Source organism: Leifsonia psychrotolerans, assembly GCF_013410665.1.
In the GTDB taxonomy this organism is placed as follows: domain Bacteria; phylum Actinomycetota; class Actinomycetes; order Actinomycetales; family Microbacteriaceae; genus Cryobacterium; species Cryobacterium psychrotolerans_A.
On sequence record NZ_JACCFM010000001.1, the window covers coordinates 2861086 to 2885794 of the forward strand.

The 24709-nt window shown below is 65.3% G+C and carries 12 protein-coding genes and 2 pseudogenes; 10 read left to right on the top strand and 4 right to left on the bottom strand.

Annotation, left to right across the window (positions count from 1 at the left end):
• Positions 1-16: 16 nt before the first annotated feature.
• The 4 genes and pseudogenes from HNR05_RS13115 to HNR05_RS18085 form a co-directional block, all read right to left on the bottom strand.
• A complete protein-coding gene (locus HNR05_RS13115; RefSeq protein WP_179579551.1) occupies positions 17-5359 on the bottom strand; it encodes a family 78 glycoside hydrolase catalytic domain in 5343 nt (1780 codons plus the stop codon).
• A gap of 7 nt (positions 5360-5366) precedes the next feature.
• A complete protein-coding gene (locus HNR05_RS18075) occupies positions 5367-6275 on the bottom strand; it encodes an OmpL47-type beta-barrel domain-containing protein (RefSeq protein WP_425485106.1) in 909 nt (302 codons plus the stop codon).
• An 84-nt stretch (positions 6276-6359) separates the two neighbouring features.
• Positions 6360-6434, bottom strand: a pseudogene (locus tag HNR05_RS18080) (hypothetical protein); the annotation flags it as partial.
• Positions 6435-8063: 1629 nt separating this feature from the next.
• Positions 8064-11918 (bottom strand): annotated as a pseudogene (locus HNR05_RS18085) (family 78 glycoside hydrolase catalytic domain); the annotation flags it as partial.
• Between the two features lie 376 nt (positions 11919-12294).
• On the opposite strand from HNR05_RS18085, the gene HNR05_RS13125 reads away from it, so the two are divergent.
• The 10 genes from HNR05_RS13125 (at position 12295) to HNR05_RS13170 (ending at position 24688) form a co-directional block, all read left to right on the top strand.
• A complete protein-coding gene (locus HNR05_RS13125; RefSeq protein WP_179579553.1) occupies positions 12295-13818 on the top strand; it encodes a sugar ABC transporter ATP-binding protein in 1524 nt (507 codons plus the stop codon).
• The gene (locus HNR05_RS13130; protein ID WP_425485083.1) at positions 13815-14864 is read left to right on the top strand and encodes an ABC transporter permease; all 1050 of its coding nucleotides are present in this window, start codon (positions 13815-13817) and stop codon (positions 14862-14864) included. Before HNR05_RS13125 ends, HNR05_RS13130 begins: the two co-directional genes overlap by 4 nt.
• Positions 14857-15924: an ABC transporter permease gene (locus tag HNR05_RS13135; RefSeq protein WP_179579554.1), complete on the top strand. Its 1068-nt coding sequence runs from the start codon at positions 14857-14859 to the stop codon at positions 15922-15924. The genes HNR05_RS13130 and HNR05_RS13135 overlap by 8 nt, the downstream gene beginning before the upstream one ends.
• 64 nt (positions 15925-15988) lie before the next feature.
• Complete coding sequence (rhaS, locus tag HNR05_RS13140) at positions 15989-17029, top strand: rhamnose ABC transporter substrate-binding protein (protein WP_179579555.1); 1041 nt, start codon at positions 15989-15991, stop codon at positions 17027-17029.
• 120 nt (positions 17030-17149) lie between these two features.
• Positions 17150-18319, top strand: a complete 1170-nt coding sequence (gene rhaI, locus HNR05_RS13145; RefSeq protein ID WP_179579556.1) for an L-rhamnose isomerase — start codon at positions 17150-17152, stop codon at positions 18317-18319.
• 4 nt (positions 18320-18323) lie between these two features.
• Positions 18324-20372 (top strand): bifunctional aldolase/short-chain dehydrogenase, encoded by a 2049-nt coding sequence (locus HNR05_RS13150; RefSeq protein WP_179579557.1) that lies wholly within the window; start codon positions 18324-18326, stop codon positions 20370-20372.
• 81 nt (positions 20373-20453) lie between these two features.
• Positions 20454-21896, top strand: a complete 1443-nt coding sequence (locus tag HNR05_RS13155; protein WP_179579558.1) for a rhamnulokinase — start codon at positions 20454-20456, stop codon at positions 21894-21896.
• A 66-nt stretch (positions 21897-21962) separates the two neighbouring features.
• Complete coding sequence (locus HNR05_RS13160) at positions 21963-22898, top strand: 2-hydroxyacid dehydrogenase (RefSeq protein ID WP_179579559.1); 936 nt, start codon at positions 21963-21965, stop codon at positions 22896-22898.
• An 86-nt stretch (positions 22899-22984) separates the two neighbouring features.
• Positions 22985-23620: a hypothetical protein gene (locus HNR05_RS13165; protein WP_179579560.1), complete on the top strand. Its 636-nt coding sequence runs from the start codon at positions 22985-22987 to the stop codon at positions 23618-23620.
• Between the two features lie 333 nt (positions 23621-23953).
• The gene (locus HNR05_RS13170) at positions 23954-24688 is read left to right on the top strand and encodes a copper resistance CopC family protein (RefSeq protein ID WP_179579561.1); all 735 of its coding nucleotides are present in this window, start codon (positions 23954-23956) and stop codon (positions 24686-24688) included.
• Positions 24689-24709 lie beyond the last annotated feature (21 nt).

A 24709-nucleotide genomic window follows, 5' to 3' on the forward strand; every position in this document is an offset into this window, starting at 1 on the left:
GGGTCAAGCCCTCGGGCTAGGCATCAGTGTTCGGCGACAGCTCGCTCGTCGAAGCCACTCGCGAGTGTCGCCGACGGATGAAGACCAGGGTGCTTCCCGCCGCGAGGAGCAGCACGGTCACGAATAGCCAGGGGTTCAGTTCGGTGCCGGTGGAGGCCAGAACCTCCGCCGGAATACTGACGCCGGGTGTGCTGGGGTCCGTGCCCGGGTCAGCGCCCGAATCAGTCCCGGGGCCGGTTCCTGGGTCAACCGGTGCCACCACGAAGACGAGGTCATGTGCCCCCTGCTCGAAGTCAGCCGGGATCATCGTCGACACCGAGACGACACCGAGGGAATCGGCGACGACCGTGCCGAGCACGAACGGCGTGGAGTGCAACTCAATCGTGACCTTCTGGCCTGGCTTGAACCCGCTGGCCTCGACCACCGTGGTCTGCCCGGGCTTGATCGTCAGCTTCTGCGGCGCTGTGCTCGGCTTCAGCGTGGTGACCACGCCGAGGTTTCCGGCCTTATCAACCGTGCGCACCTGAACAGACTCGTTCGTCGCACTCAGACCGATCAGGGCCGACAGTGAACGAACCCAGGTAGTGCCGTCGTGGGAGTACTCCACGCGGTCAACGCCCGATCCACCGTCTTGCCCCAGCGTGACGATTCGCCCGGTTTCACCAAGCCATCCCCATCCCGTCGGCGCGGTTCCGTCGACCTTGATAACCTCCGTGCGCACGGTGCTCGTGTTTCCGGCCATATCAGTTGCGCGGTAGCTGAACTCATGAGTTCCATCAGCGAGGGCAACCGGTGCGGTGTAGATCGACCAGCCCGCCGTCGTGGTCAAACGGTATTCGACCGAGTCGACGCCACTGCGGGCATCACGGGCGGTCAACGTTGCAGCGGCACCATTGAGGTGCCAGCCGGTCTCACCGAGGTTCGACACGTCGAGATCAACGGATGGCGCGATGGTGTCTGACGGTACCGGCATCGTCCAGACATCTGCCAGCGACGGGTCGTGAGAGCCTTTGCCATTGAATCGGAACCGAATTGTCACGGTGTCGGCTGTCGCATGCTTCGCGTCAACCAGCATCTGGAAGCTCACGAGTCCCATTCCACTTGCGGTGCGCTGGTAGAGACGTTCATCGACCAGCTCGCCGTTGACGAGAACGTCGTAGGACTTCAGCTGCGCCATGTCATAGGTCTCGATTCCACGGATCAGGAATGGCTTGCCCTTCTCGACCGTCAGAGCAGCGGAGAACCACGAACCGACGGTGCCAATGCCCGAGTAGCGACGACTCAGCCCCGCTTCGAGCGTCGTTCCACCGTTTCCGGAGGACGTCACCGCGTGTGCGGTCTCCGACGCTCCGTCACCGAAGTCGACATGGTCGGTGAATGCGACGGGTGGAGTTGCCAACGTCACGTTGACCGAGGTGCTCGACGTCGCCAGCAGGTTCGTATCGTGCACGAATCGAACCGGCAGCGTGTGATCGCCAGAGGTCACCGCGAGCGGAATGGCCACCACCACATCGGCGGTTGCCGATCCGCCCGGCTTGACAGTCACCGTGCGCGACGGCGCGGGAGTCGACCAGCCGGCAGGCACGTCAACCACGAAGTGACCGGTGACAGCGGACGCCGCAGCGTTCGACACCGTGGACGTCACCGTCGCAACCTCGCTGGGGTCTCCGGTGCTCGAAACCGTCGTGATCGCATTGAACGCGATCGCCGGCAGAACCGTGGTGACTGTCTTCACAATCTGGAACTGGCGAGATTCCTCGCCGACGAGTGCGCTGACATCCGCGGTCACGGTGATCGGACCGGCGGGCGTGGACACCGGCACTGCGATGGTGAACGGCAGTTCGACGCTCGCCCCCTCAGCGAGGGTGGGCTGGGAGATCGGGGTGGGATTGATCTTGAGGTTTCCGGAAACCGTGAGGTCGGCCGTGAGTCCCGTGATCGCTGAGGAACCGGTGTTGGTGACACGAACGATGCCGTTCACCGGGTTACCGGGAAGGGCATCGGCAGAGCCCACCACGTCGACGATCAGCCCGCTGTTCGCCGGGTCACTCGAGAACGAATAGTTTCCGGAACCGACCGCCAGAACAACCTGACCGCCGTTTTCGGAGATGACCCTCACGCCTGCGGCATCCGCCACCGCTGACCCCGCTTCGAACACAGACTTGCGGTTGAGCGCGGGGATACGCACGGTCGCAGTCGTGTTCACTGGAACCGAGACATCCAGCGTCATTCCGGTGTCGGTCGTCTTCCACGCCGATGAGATGTCGCCGTAGACCGACGCAAATGTTCCCGCGCTGTGCGTGAGCCCTCCCCCGATCGATGGGGCGATCTCGAACGTCTTGTAGCCCGCACTGGTTGAGGTGATGCCACCGATGTTCTCGTACATCCAGTCGCCGACGGCGCCGTATGCGTAGTGGTTGAAGGAGTTCATTCCCACGTCGCCGAAGGTACCGTCTGGCTTCAGCGAATCCCAGCGTTCCCACATCGTGGTGGCACCGGAGGCGACCTCATAGCCCCATGACGGGTAGGTGTCGTTGTTCAGGAGGCGATAGGCGACGTCCTGATGTCCGGTCAGGGTCAGTGCGGGAAGCAACCATGGCGTGCCCAAGAATCCGGTTGACAGGTGATAGTCCCTCGAGGCGAGCTTCGCGACGTACTTGTCGCCCACTGCCTGCAGTCGATCGGCGGGGATCATGCCCATGCCGATGGCGATGGCATAGCCGGTCTGGCTATTTCCCTGCACCGTTCCGTCGGCCGCCACGAAGGTGGAGACGAACACGTCGCGAACCCGCGTGGACAGGTCGGCGTAGCGCTCGGCATCCGCCGTCTTGCCGATTGCCGCAGCCATCTCGCTCAGCTGTTTCGCGACATACGAGTAGTACGCCGTGCCGAGCAGTCGGGGGCTGGTTGCGTCGTCGAGGTGCAGCCAGTCGCCATAGCCACCTGATTCACGGATGAGGCCGGCGCCCGCTGATCTCTCGACCGATGCCAGAAATTTCGTCATCATGTCGTAGTTCTCGGTGATGACCTGGGTGTCGCCGAAGGTGCTCCAGAGCGAATAGGGAACGGTGACTCCGGCGTCGGACCAGCCGGTGCCGCCACCGCAGCAACCGGGAGTTGGCGAGACTCCGGGAAGGTCGCCGTTGGCGTCCTGACTGTCGCGCAGATCGCCCAGCCACTTGCTGAGGAACGTCAAGGTGTCTTGGTTGTAATTCGCAGTCGGGGCGAACACGTTGATGTCACCGGTCCAACCGAGACGCTCGTCACGCGCAGGCGTATCGGTCGGGATCGACAGAAAATTACCACGCTGACCCCAAGAAATATTGCTCTGCAGCTGGTTCAGCATGTCGCTCGACGAGGTCAGCGAGCCCGTCACGGGTAGATCGCTGCCCCAGACGTGACCGGTGACCTGGTCGACGGTCGGCGGGGTCGAGACGCCGGTGATCTCCAGGTAGCGGAACCCGTGGAAGGTGAACGTGGGAGTGTACGTTTCGATGCCCGTTGTCGCGAACGTGTAGTGGTCAGTTGCCTTCGCACTGCGCAAATTGGCGGTGTAGAGAGTGCCGTCCGGGTTCAGCATTTCGCCATAGCGGATGGTGGCGGTCGAGTCAGCAACACCGTCGAGCTTCAGCTCGGCGACACCGACCATGTTCTGACCCATGTCGTAGATCCAGGTGTTCGGCGCAGACTCAGTGACGCTGATCGGCGTGCGCTCTTCCGTCACCCGCACCGGATGGTCGGTCTGCGGTTCGAGCAGGTTCGTTGCCGATGTGCCGGTCACCACCGCGGGAGTCCAAGTAGACGCGTCGAAACCCGCATCGTTCCAGCCGTCACGCGCGAGGCCTGCGTCATAGGTCTCGCCCATGATCATGTCGGACTCGACCAGCGGCCCGGCCTCGGCCTTCCAGCTTTTGTCGGTTCCGATCCACTCGTGTGAGCCGTCGGAATAGTCGAGGCGCAGCTGGGCGATCAGTGAGGTGCTGTTGCCGTACTTGTTCTGGCCGAAGCTCGCGATGTGACCGGAGTACCAGCCGTCGGCGAGCATGGCCCCCAAGACGTTGTCTTCGCCAGAGTTCACCATGTCAGTGACGTCGTAGGTCTGGAACTTGATTCGCTTGTTGTAGTCGGTCCAGCCCGGCGCCATCAGCTCGTCGCCGACCCGCTCGCCGTTCAGGCTCAACTCGTAGACGCCGCGGGCGGATGCGTAGATGCGCGCGTTGGTCACGGTCTTGCCGACAGAAAATTCCTTGCGCAGCAGCGGTTCCGGGTTGACTGTCTTCAGAATCGCCTCAGTGGGAGACTTCAGCTCCAGACCCCGTTCCGTGACAGTGCCGCCCGTGAACGGGTTCAGTCCGTCGCTGAAGTCGGTGTCCAGGAGCACACCGTCTGGCGCGGTCACCGTGACCTTGTGAATGGTAGCGTTCTCCGGGCCTTCGGCCGCCGTCGACTGGCGAAAACCGATATAGCCCTGCGTGAGGGAACTGTCAGTGCGACGATCGATCTCAACACCGTCGAGGGTTGAAATGATCGTCGCTCCGGCGAAGGTCACCGAGAAGTTATGCGTTCCCGTCTTGAGCGCACCCAGGCTGATGAACGACGAGAGGTCTTTGTTCTCCAGCAGGGAGAATCCGCCGTTGATCTTCTTGTGGGGGCGGAAGCGCGGCGTGCCGTCTGCGACGCTCAGCTGCCACATGTAGGCGTTGTTCAGATCGGCCGCCCGGGCATAGAGGCCCATGACCAAGCTGTCCATCGTGAAGTCAACCGACGCGGTGTAGTCCTTCCAACGAGCCAGCTGCGCGGCCTCGCCAGCGCCGCTGATCCAGTCAGCCGTCCACTCGCTGGTGTTCAGGATTGCCGTCTCAAACGACGCCGCTTCACTCCAGTCGGAGGGGGTGCCTTCGTTATTCCAGGTGCGCACCTGCCAGACATAGCGGGTCTGAGACGCGAGGTCGGGACCGGCATAGACAACGTTCAGCTGCTCGGCCGAGTCGACCTTGCCCGACGACCAGACGTCGTTTGTTCCCAGCGCACTCTCGCTCTGCGCCACACGGAGCTCGTAGGCCGCCTGCGTAACGCCTCGACCGGTCGAGTTGTTCTTCCAACTGAACACCGGATCTTCTCCGGTGGTTCCGAGCGGGTTGATGAGGCCGTTAGCCCGCAGCCCAGACACCGTCATCGTTGCCGGGGCGTTGTCAGTGGCGAAAGCAGGCACGCTGCCGCCGACGAATCCGCCGACCAGCAGCGCGAAGACCGTCGCCCCGGCGGCGAGGCCCCGGATGTTGGGGCGACTGAGGGTGGGGAGACCGGACCGACGGCCGTCGCCTTCGGAAGAAATGGATTGAGCGAACTGCTCTGCCATCGTGGTCCTAACTGTGCGTTGCATGGGAGCTGGAGGTGTCTGAGGCGCCTGAACGACGGCGACGGATGAAGAATGCAGCACTGGCGCCCGCGGCCAGCAGCACGAGCGCGAGAAGCGCCAGCGGGACGGGGTTCGCACCGGTTTCGGCGAGCACGTCGAGTGGAACCGTCACGGTGCCGCCACCGGGGCTGGTGCCGTTGCCCGGATCGGCCTGGATGGTGGGAACGAGAACGATCTCGTGGCTGCCCGCGGTGACTCCGTTCGGAACCGTGCCGCGCGCGCTGATCACTCCGCGCGCATCCGCGGTTGCGGTGGCGAGCAGGATCGGGTCGGAGTGAAGCTCGACCCGCACGTTCTGTCCGGCGTTGAATCCGCTGGATTCGACGAGCAGCTGATCTCCCGGGGCGACGTTCAGCCTGTTGCGAGCCAGATCGCGTGTGAGAGAGAGGATCGGTGCGGTGTTTCCTGCACGGTCGGTTGCGCGCACCTGCACCGTCGATGCTGCCGATACTGTCTCAATCACTGCGGAGAGACCGTTTCTCCAGCTCTTTCCGCCATCGGACGAATAGTCGATCTGGTCGACTCCCGAGAGGGTGTCCGAGGCGACAACGGTCACTCTGCCGTCCGCGGCGATGGTTCCCCACAGCTGGGGAACCCCGCCGTCGACCCTGACCTGACGCGAGCCGACCTCACTCTGATTGCCCGCGGCATCCGTGGCCCGGTACCGCAGTGTGTACGAACCGTCGGGCAGGGGGATTCCATCGGCGAAGGCCAGCCAGGCTCCGCCGTTCAGGCTGTACTCGATCGAGGCGACGCCGCTGTCTGCATCCTCGGCGATCACGACGGCCGTGGCACCGGCCCGGTACCAGCCGGTGTTTCCCGCATTCGAAATCTGCACCGCGACCGTCGGCTTCACCGTGTCGACGAACTCGGGGAGGGCGATCGTGATCGGGATTGTCTGCTCGGCCTCACGGTTGCCCGCGATGTCTGTGGATCTGAAGGTCAGCGTGTGCTCGCCCTCGGTGGCCACGGTCACGGCAGAGCCGGCGACATCCGCCCAGCGTCCGCCGTCGAGACGGTACTGCGTACGGGCAATGCCCGAGGTCTGATCGCGTGCGGCCAGCGCGACACTCACCGGCTCGGTTGTCGTCCCGGCCCCGCCCTCCGGCGAGACTGTCGCCGTGGTGACGGGCGCATCGGAGTCGATCAACACGCGAACCGTCTGCGTCTCACCGATGAGGCCCGCCGCATCCGTTCCTCGGAAGGCGATCTCACTTCGACCTGATTGCTCGACCAGGATCGGCTCGCCGTAGCTCGCCCAGGGACCGTCGCCGATGCGCTGCTCGATGGCAAGAGCGCCAGCCCGGTCGTCATGCCCGGTGAGCGTCACTCGCGCCGGTCCGCGCAACCAGCCGTTCGAACCGACACCGGCTAGAGCCACCACGTCGGCGGTGACAACTGGCGCCGTGACATCCGCGCCGGGAGCAGTCACCCACACGTCGGCGATGGACGGGTCATAGTTGCGCCCTGACTCATCGTTCGCAAAGCGAAGGATGACCTGTCCGGTGGCAGAAATCGCCGGATCATCCACGAGGAACTGGTACGACTCGGTACCGAGCCCGCCGGTGTGCACGTTCACCCGACTGTGCACCAGGACTCCATTGGCGAACACCGAATACTCCTTGGTCTGACCCCGGTCATACGTCTCGATCGAACGCACGAGGAACGGCTCGCCCGGGGCGACAGCGACAGCGAACTCGAAGAAACCGGCCGGGTCAGCACGATTGGCGTAGCGGCGAGTGAGCCCGGCCTCGACGTTCGTGCCCGACTGCGCGGAGGCAACGAGGGAGTGAGCCTTCTCGGACGCGTCATTGCCGAGATCGACGTGGTCATACGCGGACTCGGTCCAGACATCGGCGATCGACGGGTCGTAGTTCGGCCCTGCCACGTTTTGGAACCGCACTGTCACCGTTCCGCTTGCCGACAAGGCCGGGTCATTGACGCGCAGGTCGAAGGTCACCGCCCCCGCGCCGGTGCTCCTGTTGAGCCGACGCTTCACCACGACACCATTGACGAGGATGTCGTATTCCTTGGTCTGTGCCTGGTCGTAGGTCTCGGTGGCGCGCAGCGTAAACGGTGAACCCGGTTCGACGTCGGCGGTGAACTCGAAGAAGCCGGCCGGATCTGTCCGGTCGGTGTAACGCCGCGTCAAACCGGCTTCGGTGTTTGTGCCTGACTTCGTCGAGGCGCGAAGCGCGTGGGCCGTCTCCGAGACCGGGTTGCCGAGATCGATGTGATCGAACGGGGTCGGGGCGAAGTCGGGCAGGCTTGTGCCGAGTGTCGCGGTCGCGGTGGCGTAGCTGATCCCCCCATTGGCGAAGCGAAGCGGCACGCTCACACTCGACGTACTGACCGACAGCGGTGCTGTCAGGTTCACGACGAAGTCACGGGATGCCCCGGCAGCGATTTCTACTTCGAGCTCGCCCCGTGCGGGTAGCCAGCCCGCCGGCGCATCTGCGCGTACCGTCCCGGTGATCGGAGTGTCCCCGCCGTTGACGACGGTGGCACGCACGCTCACCTTCTGTTCCGGCGCCGCAACCGTCGGGTCAACGATGATCGTTCCGAAGCGCACGGCGGTGCCGAGCCGGGCGTCGCGCGAGACCGGGACTGTCGCGGTGGAACCGGCAAAACTGTAGCTCACGCTTCCGGCGATGGTGATCGCAACCGGGCCCGCATCGAGCGGAACTGTGGCGTCGAAGGTGAGGCTCTCCGATCCGCTCGGGCCGAGGGTGCTGACCGGCTGGGTCGAGAGTATCTGCCAGTCCCACCCGTCCGGTTTCGTCAGGGCGGCACTGATGGCGGTGACTGCGTTCTGACCGGAGTTGGTGAGCAGAACCTCTGCACCGATCTTCTGGCCGGCGACCGCACCGTCGGCATCACTCGACACCGACGCATCGATTCCGAGAAGGCGTGCTGAGAGCATCGAGAATGCGCCGACGAGGCTGGTCGTGCTGGTCTGGAGCACGACAGCGGTGTCGGTGTCGATCGTTTTCTCACCACGCCCGGCCGTCAGATAGTCGGCAATCGACGCGAGTGCGGCAAGCCCGCCGTGTGTGGCCGTTGCCGCAGCCACAGTGTCACCGGCGAGGTAGGCACGCGACGCCTGCGCTGCGGCACTCTGCAACTGCACCGCCTGCGCAGCGAGCCAGGTCTCCTGTGGGCGAGTCAGTTTTCCGGCATCCGCCAGCCCTGCGATCTCTGCGCCGAAGTCGGCACTTGCCTGCTCAAGGGCCGAGAGTCCGCTCACCGTCTCGTCGACGACGAAACTGTAGCTGCCTGAACCGACCTCGATCGAGGCGACGCCGTCGGCGAATTCCGCGGTGTGCACGCCGTCGGCCCCCGGGGCCGGAGCACCGTTCTCCAGCACGCTGGCGAGAGCCTGCGCGGGAATCTTCACGGTGGCTGTGGTGTTTGCCGGAACGGTGACGTCGAGGGCGAAGTTTTCTCCGCGGGCATCCCAGTTCGAAACGATCGGCCCGTAGACGGAGTCGAGGCTCGTCTTCGCAAAGCCGAGTCCGCCCCCCTGCTGCGGCGCGACCGTGAAGGTCTGGTAGCCGGGAGACGTGGCGGCCAGGCCGCCGATCGTCGTGTACATCCAGTTGCCGACGGCTCCATACGCGTAGTGGTTGAACGAGTTCATGCCGATGTCGCCGTAGCTACCGTCTTCTGTGATGGAGTCCCAGCGTTCCCACATGGTCGTCGCGCCGCGGTCGATCTGGAAGCCCCACGACGGGAAGGTACGGTTCTGCAACAGCTGATAGGCGACGGAGGACTGCCCGGTTGCGCTCAGAGCGGGAAGCAGAAATGGCGTGCCAAGAAAGCCGGTGGCGAGGTGGCCACCGCGCGCGGCGACAGCGCCGGCCAGTTTGGCTCCTGCTGCGGTGCGTAGCGCCTCGGGAACCAGGTCGAACATGATGGCGATCGAATAGCCGGTTTGGCTCCCGCCGGAGACGGTGCCGTCTGCGCTGACGAACTTCGTCGCAAACGCGGTCTTGATGTTGTCGAACAGGGTGCGATAGCGGGCAGCATCCGCGTCTTCGCCGATCGCCGCAGCCATCTGCGCCATCATCTCAACGCTGTGCGCGTAGAACGCGGTGGCGAGCACGTTGCCTGGGACGTTGTCGCCCATGTTCAGCCAGTCGCCCCAGCTGCCGGCGTTCGGACGGATGAAGCCGGGGCTGATGCCCTCGAGGTAGGCGATGTAGGCCTGCATCGAGTCGTAGTTTTCGCGGATTGTGCGGGTGTCGCCGTAACTGTTCCAGAGGGTCCATGGCACCGTGATTCCGGCGTCAGCCCAGCCGGTCGAGCCTGCGCCGCACGACGAGTGCACGGCGGCGTCTTGGCAGAACTGCGGGGCGACCTCCGGATAAGCGCCGTTAGCGTGCTGGGCGTCGCGCATGTCAGCCATCCACTTGCGCAGAAAGGTCTCTGAATCCATATTGAACGCCGCGGTACCGGCGAAGACGTTGATGTCACCGGTCCAGCCCAGACGCTCGTCGCGGGCCGGAGTGTCGGTCGGGATTGACAGGAAGTTGCCCTTTTGGCCCCAGACGATGTTGCTCTGCAGCTGGTTGATCAGGGGGTCGGATGTCGTGAACGTGCTGATGAGCTCGTTGTCGGTGCGCATGACCAGGCCGCGCACGGCATCCGTGGTCGGAGCCACGGTGAGGCCGGTGAGTTCGACATGGCGGAAGCCATGGAACGTGAAGCTGGGCGAGAAGGTAACCGGTCCGTCAACCGAGGCGGTGAAGTAGTCGGTGGCCTTCGCTGAGCGCAAGTTCTCCATCGAGAGTGTGCCGTCGGAGTGCAACACCTCCGCGTGCCGCATGCGTATTGTCTGACCGGCACGAAGATCAAGGGTGAATTCGACCTTGCCGACCATGTTCTGACCAAAGTCGAAGACATAGCTGCCCGGCGTCGGCTCGGTCAGCTTCTGAGCGTGCAGCGTCTCGGTGACGCGCACGGGCGGATCGGCCTGAGGCAGAAGCTTGGCTGTGGCCAGATCGCCGTCGTTGGCGACGGCGCCCCAGGCCGAGTCGTCGAAACCGACGGTGTCCCAGCCGGTCTGAAAACGGGTGGCGTCGTACGTCTCGCCATTCAGGAGATCGGCGGAGAGCACCGGTCCCGCAGTCGTCGCCCAGTCAGAGCCTGTGGTGACCGACTGGGTGGTGCCGTCGGTATAGGTGATCACGAGCTGGCCAAACAGGCGCGGGGCGGTGCCGTACTGGTCCGGACCGAACCAGCCCAGATTTCCCGAATACCAGCCGGGAGCGAGCATCGCTCCGATCGCATTGGTGCCGCTGGTGACGAGTTCGCTCACGTCGTAGGACTGGTAGTACACACGCTTCTCGTAGTCGGTCCAGCCGGGAGCGAGTTCGTCGTCGCCGACCCGCGTGCCGTTGAGGCTGAACTCGTAGACGCCGAGTGCAGAGGCGTAGAGTCGCGCACTCTTCACGGTCTTCACCGCGGTGAACTCGGTGCGGAAGAGGGGGTTGGCGTCGAGTCCGTTGAGAAAGAGGTCGCCGGCCGGCGCGCCGACCTTGAAACTGCCCGGAGCGAGGAGCGTGCCGCCGGTAAAAGTTCGGTCGTTTGCCGGGAAGGTGGTGGAAACGAGGCTGTCCCCGTTGGCGCGAATGACGCTGAATGCGGTGAGGACACCGTTCTCAAGGCCGGAGGTGCGGATGCCGACGCGGCCGAACGGAAGGCGAGTATCAGTGCGCCGATCGACCTGCACCCCGTTGATCGAGGTGGTGATCTGCGAGCCTGCCACGGTGATGGCCACGACATTGCCCGCACCGGCGAGACCTCCTGAGTGCAGAACCCCGGCGGGGATCGGCACATCGCCGAGCACCTGATAGTTGCCGTTCACCCTGATGTGCGGGCGCAGCGTGTCGGTGGCACCGGAGTTTGACAGCTGCCACATGAATCCGTTGTTGGCGTCGGACTGGCGGAAGAAGATCCCGACGGCTCCCGAAACGTTCTCGAGCGTTGTGGTGACCGTGTAGTCATCCCACTCGGCCAACGCATCCGCGTGCGACGTGCCACCGATCCAGTCGGCGCGGAGCTCGGAACTGCGCAGCCCGGTTTCAAACCATGACGTTCCGCTCCAGCCGGACTCCGAACCGTCAATGCCCCAGGTTTTGACCTGCCAGAAGTAGCGCGTCGCGGAGTCCAGGGCCGGCCCGTCGTAGGCGATGCCCGTCGATACATCCGAATTGACCTTGTTCGAATCCCAGACGTCAGCATTCTCTGCAGCGAGCACTGTCGCACTCGAGGCGACACGCACTCGGTAGGCCTTCTGGGAGACATCGCGGGCGCGACTCTGCAGTTGCCAGCTCAGTTCCGGAGCGTCGAGCGGCATGCCCAGCGGGTTCACCAGGTCGTTGACTTTCAATGCGCTGACCGACAGGTCGGATGCCGCGGCGGCAACCGGAGCGGCAAACGCCGGAGCGGTTCCAATCAATCCAAGTTCAAGAACGAGGGCTACCAGGGCCCCCATCGCCACAAGCCGACGCGAACGCTGATGCACAATATCGGGGGACACAAACACAACACGGGGGGCGATCAGCACTGACGGGTCTCCGAATGATCTCGACGATGAGCAAGAGGCGTGGTGGTGACCCGACCCTATTGGAACGATTCACCTGCTGTCAATGAAAGGTTTCAACTTGCATTCGCGGGGGCTCTCGCGTGGCCCACGGGCGTGCGCACCGGGCGACACGCTGTCATGTTCGATAGAAAGAGAGGGGAATGCGGGATGAGCCGAGACGAGTTCGAGCAAAAATTTGACAGCGTCGCGGGATCGTCGTAGATTTCTGACATTCGCTTATTAAAACGATTCAATTACTCCTCACTGTGGAGGTTAGGTTTCATCAATGTCGATTAGCCCCAGTACCACTGGCCCCGCTGCCCTGGAGCTTCGAAACGTTGCCAAATCATTTGGTGCCGTCGTCGCCCTGAAGTCCGCCGATCTCACCGTGCAGATGAATTCCATCCATGCCTTGGTGGGCGAAAACGGCGCCGGCAAGTCAACTCTCGTGAAGATCGTCGCCGGCCTCTACCGCCGCGACAGTGGCGACTTCCTTCTGCGTGGCGAGAGCGTCGACTTCACCTCGACCGCTGAGTCGAAGGCGGCCGGCATCGCCGTCATCTACCAAGAGCCAACGTTGTTCCCCGATCTCTCGGTCACCGAGAACATCTTCATGGGACGCCAACCGACCAACCGCTTCGGCAAGATCGACCGCAAACGGATGCGCAGCGAGGTGCAGGGCCTGTTCGCCCGCCTCGACGTGCGCATCAACCCCGACCGCCCGGCCGAGGGCCTCTCCATCGCCGACCAGCAGATCATCGAGATCGCCAAGGCAATCTCGCTTGACGCCCGCGTGCTCATCATGGACGAGCCGACAGCCGCACTCAGTGGGGTCGAGGTCGACCGCCTCTTCGCCGTCGCCCGTAGCCTCCGTGACGAGGGCCGCGCCCTCGTCTTCATCTCGCACCGTTTCGACGAGGTCTTCGCTCTCTGCGACACCATCACCGTCATGCGCGACGGCGAGTACATCTCGACCGACGCCATTGACGCGACATCCGTTTCAGAAATTGTGCGGCGGATGGTCGGCCGCGACGTGGCAGACCTCTTTCCGAAGCAGGTGGCTGAGATCGGCAAACCCGTGCTCGAGGTGAACGGCCTGAACTCGGCCGGCGTCTTTCACGACATCACCTTCACCGTGCGCGCCGGTGAGATCGTCGGCCTGGCCGGACTCGTGGGTGCCGGGCGCAGTGAGATTGCCCGCGCCGTGTTCGGTGTCGACTCCTACGACTCCGGCTCGGTGCGCATCGCCGGCACCGCCGTCCCGAAACGAAACCCCGCTGCGGCGATGAGCCTCGGCCTGGCCCTGGTCCCCGAGGATCGCCGCAAGCAAGGCCTCGTGATCGACTCGACCGTCGCCCGCAGCACGACCATGGCCATCCAGAAGCAGCTGACGAAGTTCGGCCTGCTGACCGCGGGCGCCGAAAACGCTGCGGCACGCATCTGGGCGAGCCGCCTCGAGGTCAAAACCAACGCACTCGACTCCGTCGTCGGCACCCTGAGCGGTGGAAACCAGCAGAAAGTCGTGCTCGCGAAGTGGCTCGCCACCAACCCGCGTGTGCTGATCATCGATGAACCGACCCGCGGCATCGACGTGGGAACAAAGTCGGAAGTTCACCGTCTCCTGTCCGAACTCGCCGGCACGGGGCTCGCCATCTTGATGATCTCCTCCGAGCTTCCCGAAATTCTCGGCATGGCCGACCGCGTGCTCGTCATGCGCGAGGGCCGCCTCACCGCCGAGCTCAGCCGGGCCGACGCCACCTCAGAAACTGTTATGCACGCCGCGACGCACGCAACGGAGCACCACTCGTGACCACGACGCTGACCCCCACACCAGCCCCCGCCCGCCCTCAAAACGGGCTCACTCTCGGCCTGTACTCGTTTTTGCGAGCCCGAGAAACGAGCATCCTGCTCGCCCTGATCCTCGTGATCGTGGTGACGACGGCGAAAAACCCCAACTTTCTGTTCAGTCCAGACGGCTGGCGCGACCTGCTGCTGACCCCGTCGATCCTGATCCTCGTGGCCGTCGGCCAGGCGATCGTGATCATCACCCGCAGCGTCGACCTGTCAGTTGGCTCGGTGCTCGGCCTCACCGCCTATCTGACCGGTCGCCTGTTCATCGACATTCCGGGAATCCCGATCATCGTGGTGTTCGCCGCAGGCATTGTGCTCGGCGGCCTGCTCGGCCTGATCAACGGCGCGCTCGTCGCCTTCGCAAAGGTTCCGGCCCTCGTGATCACCCTGGGCACGCTCTACGCCTATCGCGGGATCAACGTGCTCTGGGCCGGCAGCGACCGGGTCAACGCCTCGGACATGCCCAAGGATTTCCTGTCCCTCGGCACCAGTTCGGTGCTGTCGATCCCCCTTCTGACCATCATCGCCCTCGTTGTACTTGTGGCGGCCGGTTGGTACATGCGCAACACCCGCGGCGGACGCGAGTTCTACGCAATCGGTTCGGAACCAGCGGCGGCCGAGCTCTATGGGCTGAGGGTGACCAAGCGCATTCTGATCGCCTTCGTCGCCTGTGGCGCGTTGACCGGCCTGGCCGGCGTGCTGTACGCCGCACGCTACGGCACCATCAATTCGCAGGCCGGCAGCGGCTTCGAACTGGATGCCGTCGGTGCGGCGGTCATCGGTGGCGTTGCCATCTTCGGTGGGAGTGGCACGGTCTGGGGCGCCGCCCTCGGCGCTGCCCTGCTGCTCACCATCAACCGCGCCCTGCCCATCCTCGGCGTTCCCGATTTCTGGCAGCGTGCCGTCGTCGGCGTGCTGATCATCGGCGCCATCGTTCTCGACCGGGTGCTCTCGCTTCGACAAACCCGCAAGCTGCTGGAAGAGAGGGACGACACCAATGTCTAGTACCGCAACTGTCGAGGCTCCGGTCTCCTCCCCCCGCGTCTACAACGACTATGGCCAGCCGGCCTGGCGTCGCATCCTCGTCACCCGCGAAAGCGCCGTCATCGGCCTGCTGCTTATCGTGATCCTCGTCGCCTCACTCAGCGTGCGCAACTTCGGCAGCCCGATCACGATGACCTATCTCCTGCTTGACGTCGCGCCGATTCTGCTGATCGCCCTGCCGATGACCCTCGTGATCATCACGGGAGAGATCGACCTCTCAGTGGCGAGCATGGTGGGACTCAGCAGCGTGCTGGTCGGAACACTCCACCAGGCCGGTCTCGACCTCCTCTCCGCCGGCCTGGTCGCCCTCGTCGTCGGCATCCTCGGCGGCGCCATCAACGGCCTCTTGATCACGGTCGTCGGCCTCCCCTCGCTCGCAGTGACGATCGGCACACTCGCGCTGTATCGCGGACTCGCCGTCGGCATCCTCGGCACGACCGCGGTGACCGACTTCGACGCGTTCTGGACCACGCTCGCTAAGTCGAAGATCGGCGAAACCGGCATTCCTTCGATCATGATTCCGTTCGTGGTGCTGGCGATCATCTTCGCGATCGTGTTGCACTTCACGCCGTTCGGCCGCGGAATCTTCTCGATCGGTTTGAGCCCGGATGCGGCGACCTTCTCCGGCGTCAACGTCAACCGCACGAAGATGATCCTGTTCATGTTGACCGGTGTCGTCTCGGCGTTCGCCGGCATCTACTACACGCTGCGCTTCGGTAGCGCCCGCGGAGACAACGCGACGGGGCTGGAACTCCAGGTCATCGCCGCGGTGCTGCTCGGCGGAGTCTCAATTTTCGGTGGCCGTGGGGCACTGCACGGCGTGATCGCCGGCGTGCTTCTGATCGGAGTGCTTGCCAGCGCCTTGCGCCTGGCGAATGTCACATCCGACGTCATCAACATCATCACCGGAGTGCTGCTCGTGCTCTCGGTGGTGTCGGCAAGCTTCCTGGCCTGGCTGCAGAAAAAGCGGCAAGCGTCCGGGGGAACAAAACGGGGTCGGATCAACGCGGCCAAGGCGTAGCTCCCACCTTTTTGCCGATCACGAGGCGTGATCGGCTCAACTTTCTATGAAAGGAAGAACAACGATGTTGTTTCACACACGTAAGGCCCGGGCGGGCGCCGTCGCAGCACTCGCGGTGACCGTCGCACTGGTAGCCACCGGCTGCTCCACCAGTGCTACTCCGACCTCCGACGACAAGTCGGGCGACAGCGCTAACCTCGCCATCACCTTCCTGCCGAAGAACCTCGGAAACCCGTACTTCGACACGTCCGACAAGGGCGGCGAGACGGCCATCACAGAGTTCGGCGGAACGTTCGCTCAGGTCGGCCCGGCAGAAGCCAGCCCCGACGCCCAGGTCAGCTACATCAACACGCTCACCCAGCAGGGTGTCGGTGCCATCGTGGTCTCGGCCAACGACCCCAAGGCCATCGGCGATGCGCTGAACGAAGCCCGCGATGCCGGCGTCAAGGTTGTCACCTACGACTCCGACACCGAGGCGCAGTTCCGCGACGTCTTCATCAACCAGGCTGACTCAGCTGGTATCGCCAAGGTGCAGGTCGACCTGATCGCCGAGCAGATCGGTGACGCCGGTGAGATTGCCATCCTCTCCGCCAGCGCCAACGCCACGAACCAGAACGCCTGGATCGAGCTCATGAAGAGCGACCTCGCCAAGAACCACCCGAACATCACGCTCGTCGAGACCGTCTACGGCGACGACGACGACCAGACCTCGTTCGACAAGACTGCAGCACTTCTGCAGACCCACCCGAACCTCAAGGGAATCGTCTCCCCCACGACCGTCGGAATCGCTGCAGCTGCACGCTACCTGCAGACCTCTGACTTCAAGGGCAAGGTTGCTCTCACCGGTCTCGGCACGCCGAACCAGCTGCGCGACTACGTGACCGACGGAACCGTCACCGCGTTCGCCCTGTGGAACCCGGCAGACCTCGGCTACCTCGCAGCCTTCGCTGCGAAGGCACTCATCGTCGGCGACATCACCGGCGCCGAGGGCGACACCTTCGAAGCCGGCAAGCTCGGCTCCTACACGGTCGGCAAGGACGGCGTCGTGCTGCTCGGCGACCCGTACGAGTTCAACAAGGACAACATCGCTGACTTCGACTTCTAAGTCGGCGATGTGAAGTGTCCGGCCGACGGAGGTGGTCCGTCGGCCGGACTTCAGGCATCCACTGCCATTCCCTCCTCACCACCCCACCAGAAGAACCAGCACAGAGAAGTGACCAGCCAGATGACCACCACGTTCAGCTCAATCGCCACCCAGCTCGAGGCCCAAGCCATCGAGCTGCCCTCCTGGGCATTCGGCAACTCCGGCACCCGGTTCAAGGTCTTTTCGACCCCGGGCACCCCGCGCACCATCCAGGAGAAGATTCAGGATGCCGCGACCGTCAACCGCTACACGGCCCTCGCGCCGAAGGTCGCCCTGCACATTCCGTGGGACACGGTCACCGACTACGCAGCTCTCGGCGCCTTCGCCGCCGACCACGGCGTCAGTGTCGGCACCGTCAACTCCAACACCTTCCAAGACGACGTCTACAAGTTCGGCAGCCTGACGCACACCGACGCATCCGTTCGTCGGCAGGCCATCGATCACCACTTTGACTGCATCGATGTGATGCACGCCACCGGCTCGCAGGATCTCAAGATCTGGCTCGCGGACGGCACCAACTACCCCGGCCAGGGGGACCTCCGCGGCCGGCAGGACCGGCTCGCCGACTCGCTGCAGCAGATCTATGCTCGCCTCGGCGACGACCAGCGCATGGTGCTGGAATACAAGTTCTTCGAGCCGGCTTTTTACCACACCGATGTGCCGGACTGGGGAACCTCATTCGCCCAGGTCAGCGCACTCGGCGACAAGGCGATGGTCTGCCTCGATACCGGGCACCACGCACCGGGCACCAACATCGAATTCATCGTGATGCAGTTGCTGCGCCTCGGCAAACTCGGCTCGTTCGACTTCAACTCGCGCTTCTACGCCGACGACGACCTCATCGTCGGGGCGGCCGACCCGTTCCAGCTCTTCCGCATCCTCTTCGAGGTCAACCGCGGCGGCGGCTTCGGCGCCGACAGCCCCGTGGCATTCATGCTCGACCAGTGCCACAACGTCGAGGACAAGATCCCCGGCCAGATTCGCTCGGTGCTCAACGTGCAGGAGATGACCGCGCGAGCGCTGCTCGTCGACACCGGCGCCCTGCGCACGGCTCAGGATGCCGGCGATGTGCTGGGCGCCAACGCCATCCTGATGGATGCCTTCTACACGGATGTTCGTGGTGATCTCGCCGCCTGGCGCGAGTCGCGCGGACTTCCGGCCGACCCGATGGCCGCCTACGCGGCATCCGGATACCAGCAGAAGATCGCCGCCGACCGCGTGGGCGGTCAGCAGGCAGGGTGGGGAGCGTAAGCAGATGACTCAGACAACATTGAACCCGGCGGCAGCCGAGCTGATCGCCCGCTCGAACCGGCTCGGTGCCGACCCGAAGAACACCAACTTCGCGGGCGGCAACACGAGCGCCAAGGGCACAGCGATCGACCCGGCAACGGGCGAATCCGTTCCGCTCATGTGGGTAAAGGGCTCGGGCGGCGACCTCGGCACCCTCTCCGAGAGTGGCCTGGCCGTTCTGCGGCTGGACCGCATGCGCGCACTCGCCAACGTCTATGCCGGCCTCGACCGCGAAGATGAGATGGTTGCCGCTCTCGATTACACCCTGCACGGCACGGGCGGCGCCGCCCCCTCGATCGATACCGCCATGCACGGTCTCGTCGATGCCGCGCACGTCGACCACCTGCACCCCGACTCGGGCATCGCGATCGCAACGGCGGCCGACGGGGAAGCACTCACGCGCACCATCTTCGGTGACACCGTCGTCTGGGTTCCGTGGCGTCGCCCCGGTTTCCAGCTGGGCCTCGATATCGCCGCGATCAAGGAAGCTAACCCCGCCGCCATCGGCTGCATCCTGGGCGGCCATGGCATCACGGCGTGGGGCGACTCCTCGGCCGAAGCCGAAGCGAACTCGCTCAGGATCATCAACACCGCCGCGGACTACATCACCGCGCATTCGAAGGCCGAGCCGTTCGGTGCGGAACTCGACGGATACGGCGCTCTCGAAGAATCCGCGCGCCGGGCCAAGGCCGCCGCGCTTGCTCCCACCATTCGCGGCCTGGTCTCGACCGACCGCGCGCAGGTCGGCCATTTCACCGACGACGCAGCCGTGCTCGATTTTCTCGCCCGTGCAGAGCACCCGCGTCTGGCCGCCCTCGGCACCAGCTGCCCCGACCACTTTCTGCGCACCAAGGTCACGCCGCTGCTGCTCGATCTGCCGGCCGATGCGTCGGTCGAGGAGTCGCTCGGTCGCCTGCAGGAACTGCACGAGACGTACCGTGCCGACTATCAGGCCTACTACGACCGCAACGCCCTGCCCACCTCGCCCGCCATCCGAGGCGCCGACCCGCTGATCGTGCTCGTGCCGGGAGTCGGCATGTTCAGCTACGGCGCAAACAAGCAGACCGCGCGGGTGGCCGGCGAGTTCTATCTCAATGCCATCAATGTGATGCGCGGCGCGGAGGGACTGTCGTCCTACGCTCCGATCGACGAGGCGGAGAAGTTCCGCATCGAGTACTGGGCACTCGAAGAAGCAAAGCTCGCCCGCCTGCCGAAGCCCAAGCCGCTGGCCGGCCGGGTCGCCCTGGTCACGGGCGCAGCCTCCGGAATCGGCAAAGCCATCGCCACCCGGTTGGCCGCCGAGGGCGCCTGCGTCGTCATCGCCGACCTCAACCTCGAGAGTGCGCAGGCTGCCGCAGCAGAGATCGGCGGCACGGATGTTGCCATCGGCGTGCAAGCCAACGTCACCGAGGAGAACCAGGTGCAGGCGTCCGTCGATGCGGCGGTGCTCGCCTTCGGTGGTCTCGACCTCGTCGTGAACAACGCCGGCTTGTCGCTGTCGAAGTCGCTTCTGGAGACCACTGTCGCCGACTGGGATCTGCAGCACAACGTGATGGCCAAGGGCTCATTCTTGGTGTCGCGCGCCGCGGCCCGCGTGTTGATCGACCAAAAGCTCGGCGGCGACATCGTCTACATCTCGTCGAAGAACTCCGTCTTCGCCGGGCCGAACAACATCGCTTACTCGGCCACGAAGGCCGACCAGGCTCACCAGGTGCGGCTGCTGGCCGCCGAGCTCGGCGAGCACGGCGTGAAGGTCAACGGCATCAATCCCGACGGCGTCGTGCGCGGCTCCGGCATCTTCTCGAGCGGCTGGGGTGCCAAGCGGGCCGCGGTCTATGGCGTGCCGGAAGATGAGTTGGGCGCGTACTACGCACAACGCACGCTGCTCAAGCGCGAGGTGCTGCCCGAGAACGTGGCCAACGCCGTGTTCGCCCTCTGCTCCAACGATCTCTCGCACACCACGGGGCTGCACATTCCCGTCGACGCGGGTGTCGCGGCAGCGTTCCTGCGCTAGCACGTTTCGCCCAGAGTCGCCGCGCGTTCGCCGCAACGGTCGCCGCTGGGGTGGTCGTGACAATCACTGCAGGGAGCATTCATGAGTAACGGAACCGTCGCCGCCGTCGACCTCGGCGCCACAAGCGGCCGAGTCATGCTCGGCCACGTCGGCCCGAACGAACTGCGACTCGAGGCTGTCAATCGCTTTCCGAACACGCCGGTGCAGATGCCGGACGGTCTGCACTGGGATATTTTCGGGCTCTACCGTTCGGTGCTCGAGGGGCTCGGCCAGGCCGCCCGGCTCTCCCCCGGCTTGGCGAGCATCGGCATCGACTCCTGGGCGGTCGATTACGGTCTGCTGCGCGGCGACCGGCTGCTCGGCACACCGTTTCACTACCGTGATTCGCGCACGACGGCGGGTGTGACAGCCGTTCACGATCGGATTGCGTTCGCCGATCTTTACGCCGAAAACGGCCTGCAGTTCCTTCCCTTCAACACGCTCTACCAGTTCGAGGCGGAGAAGACCCACGGCCTTCTTGCCCTGGCCGATCAGGCGCTGCTTGTGCCCGACCTCATCGCGTTCTGGCTGAGTGGGGCCCGCGTGGCTGAAAGCACGAACGCGTCGACGACGGGCCTGCTCTCACTCCCGGCCCGACGCGGCGAGGAGCCGCGCTGGAATGACACGCTGATCGCGAGGCTGGGCCTGCCCCGGCAGCTGTTTCCCCCGCTGGTGCAGCCCGGCGAGCGCATCGGCACCCTCCTCCCGCACGTCGCCGACGCCACCGGCCTGGCCGCCGCGACCCCGATCGTCGCGGTCGGGTCGCACGATACGGCATCCGCTGTGGTGGCCGTGCCGATGACCGACCCGGATGCCGCGTTCATCTCGTGCGGCACCTGGGGCTTGGTCGGCGTCGAGCGTGATCAGCCGGTGCTCACCGAGGCCAGTCGCGCGGCCAACTTCACCAACGAGGGCGGCGTCGACGGGCGCGTGCGCTTCTTGCACAACGTCATGGGCACCTGGCTGCTCAGCGAATCGGTACGCACCTGGCAGAGGGTCGACCCCAGCATCTCTTTGCTGCCCCTCGTCGCGGCGGCCGAGGCGGTGAGCGTTCCCGTCGCGATCTTCGACGCCAACGACCCTCGCTTCATGGAGCCCGGCGACATTCCGGCCCGCATCGTTGAGTGGTGCGTCGAACACGGTCGGCCGGTGCCGACCAGCCCGGCCGAGTTCGTGCGCAGCATCATCGAGAGCCTCGCCCGTGCCTTCGCGTCTGCCGTGCAGACGGCGTCGGAGCTGTCGGGCACGACGGTGCGCACGATCCACATCGTCGGCGGCGGCTCGCAGAACGCGCTGCTCTGCCAGCTCACGGCCGACCACGCCGGCATTCCCGTCGTGGCCGGACCGGTCGAGGCGACGGCGCTCGGCAACGTACTCGTGCAAGCGCGCGCGGCCGGCCTTGTCTCGGGAGACCTGGAGAGCCTCCGTGGCCTCGTCGCCGCGAGCATCCAGCCGCTGCACTACGCGCCGCGCCGGCGTACCTAGGCACCGGCCGCACCGGAGCGCAGAGGAACACCGGATGCCGCGGCATCCGCTCGCTAGGCTCGAAGAATGACCGACACCCGACTGACCGTGAGCCTGCCCGGAACCGCCCTTCTCAGCGCGCTGAACGCCCTGGGCGAACTGCCCACTGGTGTCGACGTCGTGCAGTGGGACCTCACGGGTGCGCCGCCCGCTGGGGCGCTCGACATCGTCGTGCCGCCCTACATGGGAGCGACAGGCAAGCTGGGCGCCCTCGCCGGCGTGACAACGCGTCTGGTGCAGAGCCAGTCGATTGGCTACGACGGCGTGGCCGACATCCTGCCGCCCGGGCACGTCTTCGCCAACGCGGCGAGCGTGCACGAAACCTCGACCGCCGAGCTCACCCTGGCCCTGATTCTCGCGTCGCAGCGCGGAATTCCTGATTTCGTGCGGGCTGCCGACGAGGGCCGTTGGGCTCCCGCCCGGCACGCGAGTCTGGCCGATCGAACGGTGCTGCTGATCGGTTATGGCGGGGTCGGCCAGGCGATCGAGGCCCGGCTTTTGCCGTTCGAGACGGATGTCGTGCGCGTCGCGTCTCGCGCCCGCACCGACGAGCGCGGTCCCATTCACGGCATCGATGAGCTGCCGACGCTCCTGCCCCAGGCAGACATCGTCGTGGTCGGGGTTCCGCTGTCGGAATCCACGCATCACCTCGTCGACGACGCCTTTCTCGCCCAGATGCGCGACCGCGCCCTGCTGGTGAACATCGCCCGGGGGCCGGTGGCCGATACCGACGCGCTGCTTGCGCATGCCGCATCCGGACGTCTTCGCCTCGCGCTCGACGTGACCGACCCCGAGCCCTTGCCGCCGGGGCATGCGCTCTTCACCCTGCCGAACGTACTGATCACCCCGCACGTCGGCGGAGCCTCGACCGCGATGATGCCACGAATGGCACGACTACTTCGCCGTCAGATCGACCTCATGCTGGCCGGCGACGCCCCCGTCAACGTGGTGGTGCGTTCGTAACGACAGGCTGGTCAGCGCTGCGAACCGCGACAGAAGCCGCCCCCGTGGCGCGCTCGGGTGAGCGGTAAGTCTGCCAGACTGATCTGGTGCGCACTTCCAGAGCGATTCGTACCCTCCGCGGTACTGTCGCTGCCGCATTCGCGACATTCGTCGCCGTGCTCTCGCACATCATGGGTGGTGGCGAGATGCCAGGCGTCTGGGGTGTCATCACCCCCCTGGCCCTGTCGATCCCGCTGTGCGTGCTGTTGAGTGGGCGCCAACTGACGTTGTGGCGGCTGGCCGGCTCGGTCGCGCTCAGCCAGTTCCTGTTCCATACCCTCTTCGTGCTCGGTACCGTGCCCGCGGGCGGAACGGTGCCTGACCTCGGCCCGCAGGCACTCCACGGCCATGGCGCCCATGGGCTGGCGTTCACGCTCCCATCGGGTGACCTGTCGGCGGCAGACTCGGGTCTCGCCGACGGAGGGATGTGGGTCGCCCACGCTCTTGCCGCACTTCTCACCGTCGCCTTTTTGCACCGCAGCGAAACGGTTTTCACGAGCCTCCAGAATGTCAGCCGGGTCGTTGTCTCCCTCCTCCTTCCCGCGCTCGACGTGCCCGTTCTCAGCCCCGCTTCACGGCCCCGCAGCACCGCGGCGCTCTGGACGCAGCTCACCCTGACGCCGCTGGGAGTGTTCCCCTCGACGGTCTTGCGGCGAGGTCCACCCACCGCGGTGTGCTCGTAATATCGCGTGCTGCGTGCCACGGATCGCGCACGGATCATCCGTCCGTGCCGGTGTGTTCGATCGGCTGATCGTCCGTCGGTGCTGAGTCACCCCTGTCTGCGAGCTCGCGCTCTGCCGCAGTAGCAACGGGGGGCGACCTTCCCCCGATACACGCCCGCAGGCAGAGCGCGCACACGCCCGCACGCTCGGCGTCCTCTCGTCCGATGCCCGCACGCTCGGCGCCCCGAAGGAACGAGCCCTTCCGTCACCCCGCGCCGGGCCAGCCGGCCTGCGCTGTTCGGGCGTTCGTGGCACCCGGCCACCGTTTACTGCTCTTCGAGAATGAGGTTTGACATGGCTCGTGTTCCCCCGTTTCTAGCGTTGGCCGCTGCGGCATCTGTCGCACTGGTCGGCGCGATATTTTTCCTCCAGGTCACGCCCGCGCAGGCCCACGAACAGCTTGCTTCCAGCTCTCCCGCTGAGAACGAGCGACTGACCGCCGCCCCGGCCGAGATCGAGTTGAACTTCACCAACGAGATTCTGACAATCGGTGCGATCGTGCGGGTGACCGACCCAGCCGGCATCACCTGGCACCAGGGTGAGCCGACGCTCACCGGTTCCCGCGCCGTCATGCGGGTCGATCCGGCACTGCCGAGCGGCAGCTATACCGCCGCTTGGCGGGTGGTCTCGGCCGACGGCCATCCCATCAGTGGCGTCATCCCGTTCACGGTCGAGACCGGCATTCCGGGTACGACCGGCGTTCCGGGTACGACAGGCATTCCGGGTACGACGGGCGCCACGGATGCCGCAGATAGCGCAGCATCCGGGAGCGACGCGGCGGCCGCGGAAAACGCGGCGGGCAGTGCGGGGCCGGCATCCACCTCACCGTCGGGACCGTCGGGGCTTCTGCGCTCCGTGCTCATCGGCATCATCGGATCGCTCGTCGCCGGGAGCATCGCAGCCGCGGCCTGGGCTCTGGCACGAAAGACGCGCGGCCCGAAGCGCATCGCAGAACCCCGTGCAGCGCCCAAGCCGGACACCACTGAGTCGGTGCCGTCCGGCCCCGACTCAGGAAGCTCATCCGGCTGACCTCCGGCAGACACCGCACGT